4 protein-coding genes are annotated in these 4,322 nt (G+C 43.9%); 2 read left to right on the top strand and 2 right to left on the bottom strand.

Annotated features, from left to right (window positions below):
• Nucleotides 1-172 precede the first annotated feature (172 nt).
• Entirely contained in the window at nt 173-934 is a 762-nt protein-coding gene (locus A3761_RS15410; protein WP_068552781.1) for an SDR family NAD(P)-dependent oxidoreductase, read from the top strand.
• 105 nt (nt 935-1,039) lie between these two features.
• Nucleotides 1,040-2,194 (top strand): acyl-CoA dehydrogenase family protein, encoded by a 1,155-nt coding sequence (locus tag A3761_RS15405; RefSeq protein ID WP_068552783.1) that lies wholly within the window; start codon nt 1,040-1,042, stop codon nt 2,192-2,194.
• Between the two features lie 5 nt (nt 2,195-2,199).
• On the opposite strand, the gene A3761_RS15400 is transcribed toward A3761_RS15405, so the two are convergent.
• Nucleotides 2,200-3,507, bottom strand: coding sequence for an AarF/ABC1/UbiB kinase family protein (locus A3761_RS15400; protein ID WP_068512650.1), 1,308 nt, complete (start codon nt 3,505-3,507; stop codon nt 2,200-2,202).
• Between the two features lie 461 nt (nt 3,508-3,968).
• Nucleotides 3,969-4,322, bottom strand: a 354-nt coding sequence (locus tag A3761_RS15395) for an AgmX/PglI C-terminal domain-containing protein (protein WP_156491879.1), incomplete at its 5' end; no start/stop codon positions are given.

Genomic DNA, 4,322 nt, shown 5'->3' with positions numbered 1-4,322 from the left:
ACAGTGAAATTGAATTTCGCTTGTCCATATCGTCCGCTTAGGTAAAGTTTATACATAGTATATGTATCATTTAGCTAGTTTTCGTCCTATTTTGTCAAACCATATTCTGATTTGCTATTGCCCGGCGCACAGTCTTCGATCAAACTTTTAGTTTTTCTTATAGGTAAATTCAATGGACATTAAAGGTACACCCGCAATTGTAACTGACGGTGCATCAGGTCTTGGAAAAGGCACTGCACTCTATCTTGCAAGTTACGGCGCCAAGGTCGCGATTCTTGACTTACAAATCGAAAAAGCGCAAACCCTTGCTGAAGAAATAGGTGGCATTGCAATTGAATGCGATGTAACAAGTGCTGAAAGCGTTGAAGCAGCTATCAATAAAGCACGCGAAACTCACGGGCCCTGCGGTATAGCTGTTAACTGCGCCGGCATTGGCAGTCCAGGACGTATTCTTGGGCGTGACGGCCCAATGTCTTTAGACTTTTTTAATACCGTAATTCAAGTAAACCTTGTTGGCTCATTTAATGTACTAAGGCTGGCGGCAGCAGACATGCAAAGCCGAGAAGAAAACGCAGACGGTGAGCGAGGCGTAATCATTTCAACAGCCTCAGTAGCGGCTTATGAAGGTCAAATTGGTCAAGCTGCCTATTCTGCCTCGAAGGGAGGGATCGTATCAATGACCCTTCCCGCTGCACGTGAGCTCGCAAAGTTTGGCATTCGCGTATTAGCGATCGCACCCGGCCTCTTCCTAACGCCTATGATGGAATCATTTTCTCAAGAAGTACAAGACAGCCTTGCTGCAACATTACCCTTTCCATCTAGACTAGGTAAACCCGATGAGTTTGGTAGGCTAGTGCGTGATATTGTTGAGAACCCAATACTTAACGGTGAAGTGATACGTATTGATTCCGCTGTCCGTTTGGCAGCAAAATAATACCAAGCGCGGCATTTTGGGAACATCATAAAGTCGCTACACGTGACCTAGCTGCTAAATAGTCCGCTATTATACAAACACTAACTCACTAAAAGAGGAACCCATATGGACTTATCACTGAACGAGGAGCAAATTATGATTCAGAGTATGGCACGTAAATTTGCCAGCTCTGAACTGATGCCTATCGCCGATAAGCTTGATATGGGGGAGGCACAGGAAACCTTTGTTAAGAATCTAAAGAAACTGGCTCAGCTCGGTTTTATGGGGCTCAATATCTCGAGTGAATACGGCGGTACCAATGCCGGTACCGTTTCCTTTAGTTTGGCCATCACTGAAATAGCCAAGGCTTGCGCTTCGACAGCAGTTACAACATCGGTAACAAACATGGTTGCTGAGGTTATCCAGGCGGTTGGCAGCACACAACAGAAACATTCTTATCTACCAAAACTTTGCTCTGGTGAATATTCTGCCGGAGCATTCTGCTTGACTGAGTCTCAGGCCGGTTCGGACCCTTCATCAATGAAATGTTCCGCTACTAAAACAGCTTCGGGCTGGGCGCTAAATGGCAGCAAGCAATTCATTACCAGCGCAGAATATGCTGGCGTATTTGTTGTCTGGGCTCTGACGGATAAGAGTGCGGCAAAAGGAAAAGGCATTTCTTGTTTCCTTGTCGAGGCGGGGACTCCCGGCCTAATAATAGGAAAACCCGAACAAAAGATGGGACAAAAAGCCTCTTCTACTTGTCAGCTTAGTTTCGATAACTGCAACATTGATGACAGTGCACTTTTGGGTGATCTAAACAAAGGCTATCGTGTCGCCGTTGGCGAACTGGCCGGCGGCAGAATAGGCGTCGGCTCATTAGCACTTGGTATTGCTCAGGCAGCCATCGACTATGCAACGATATACACAAAAGAACGTGAGCAATTTGGCAAGGCAATCGCGAACTTTCAAGGTATCCAGTGGATGTTAGCGGACACCTACACAGAACTAGAAGCTGCACGTTTGCTCCTTATGAGCGCGGCCTACACAAAAGATTCTGGCGCGCCGTTTTCAAAACAGGCATCAATGGCCAAGCTATTTTCAACAGAAGCCGCCAACAAAGCTTGTTATACAGCACTGCAGTTGTTAGGAGGCAATGGCTATATTAAAGATTATCCTATAGAGCGTCTTACTCGTGATGCACGCGTAACAACAATCTACGAAGGTTCCAGTGAAATACAGCGCATTATTATTGCTAAACAAATACTCAGTGAAGCATAGCTTAATCAGCCTTGCAGATAAGGGGCCAACTTAGAACGGAATTCCGCCTTAACCCCCATACTTTTGAGTATCCAGTACTGACCACTTATCATCCGGTCAATATATAAGCTTTCAACCGGCGGGCTAAAGTGCGACATATGTTTAAAGAACAAATGAGTTTGTTTGGCCGCTTCGATATGCAAAGAAGCAGATTCATAGTCATAGTCGTCATTTGTCAGAAAGGGCTCAAATAAAATATTCCGCCAAACTTTGTAGTAGTCTGAACCTGGTGAAGGTTTACTCTCGACCCGCGCACCTAATCTAATAAGCGCATCATCTAGCGCATCATAATCTTCCGCCAAACTAGCAACAATCGCATCTTTATAGGCTGCTAAAACTTCATGCTTAAGCGTTTTAATACAACCAAAATCATAAACAATAACTGAACCGTCTTTTCGAAAAGCAAAATTACCGGGGTGCGGGTCGCCATGAATCTGTTTGAAGTCAAATAGCTGCTCAGCCATAACTTCAAATAGTCTTTCGCCGAGTTGATTGATCTGATCCTGAGTATACTGCTCACGCTTTAGTGCTTGTATATCGTCTCCTGGTAGGTATTCCATCGTTAGAATATGCCTATTTGATAAGTCTTCGATAACCGATGGAATGAGTATCTTTGGATGCTTATCATGAAAACTTTGAAACATCGCAATATTTGCAGCCTCATTATTATAATCGAGCTCCTCATGTAAACGATCCCTAATCTCGGCAAATAGAGCGTCAACACTTTCTTTTGGCATCTTCAGCAAGCCACCTAGCTTAAGCGCTAACCTCAACTGCTTTAAATCAGAGTCGCATGACTCAGCAACCCCTGGATACTGAACTTTGACGACAACTTCTTGCCCTTGCTTAGTACAGGCACGATGAACCTGCCCAATTGAAGCAGCGGCATGCGGCTCTTCATCAAAACGACTGTAAAGCTCATCCAAAGGCGCGCCTAACTGGAGCTCAATCTGAGCCTTAATTATACTAAATTCAACTGGGGGCGCTTCTTTCTGGAGTTTTACTAATGCTTCTGAAAACTCTTTGGGCAATAAATCTTGAGTTTGTGATGCGATCTGTCCGATTTTCATCACAGCCCCCTTAAGCTCACCTAAAGTATCGACGACATCACCAGCCATTTTAGAATAGGTTTCGCGTTTACTTAAGGCAGCATTATCATCAGATTTAAAAACCGACTTGACCCGGTCAGAGGCATAACGACCGGCTACAGAGGCTGTCATTCCAGCTAATTTGATAAAACGTCCTTTCCGGGAACTAATTGTTTTTTTGGGCATAGTTTATATCGAGAAGCATTAAAGGGTGATTTTGACAAACAGCTGTCATTTAACGATTACGTTAATCTATTTAACACTTAAATTGAGGTACTCTGCAACAAAGGGGGGCTTAGTTGGGACTGAATAACGGCGCTTTAGTCCTAGAATTTACTTTAACAAAGTGAAATAAGTGGTAATTACGCCCAAACTAAGCCCTTTGGACGATTCAACTACGCCCCCCTCGCCTGTATTATTCCATCATCGGTAAACAGGAAGAAGAGCACTCAGGCCGCTAACTTCTTCCTGTTTGCAGCTATCTAACGAGGTTCCTTAATTGGCATGTTAGAACTGATAATTTATTCTCCTTAAAAGGCACTTAGTATTTTCGGCTACTAGTGCCTTTTTTTTATGCCTGAATAAGTAGTCTCACTTTATAAACACTAGCTCACTCCTTTCCCTCATCGCTTACCTTGCCAAACGACCTAGTTTGGGCGAAAAGGGAATGGGATATTTATGGTGGTTTGCATTACATTCTCAACACCAAAGTCAGCTAAATACATTCGTTTAACAATTTTATTCTCGAGAACAGGGTGATTAAGCTCGGAACTTACGATACGGCAGAAAGAAACCTCCCCGCTTGGTTCGATTATCACTTCCAGCATTAACAAGCCCTCAAGAAAAGGGTCTTTTCGCAATTCCCGAACGTATAATTTGTTAAAGGCTGACTTTAAGGACTCGGCGACGAGACGAATATTTTCTTCGCTACGCGAAAGCATACCCGAAGCTGCTTCTTCTTCAGCAAGAGCTAAAGATATCTCATCTTCTGTTGCATCTAG

It is taken from the genome of Oleiphilus sp. HI0123 (assembly GCF_001635315.1).
This window is presented reverse-complemented; position numbering and strand designations above follow the sequence as displayed.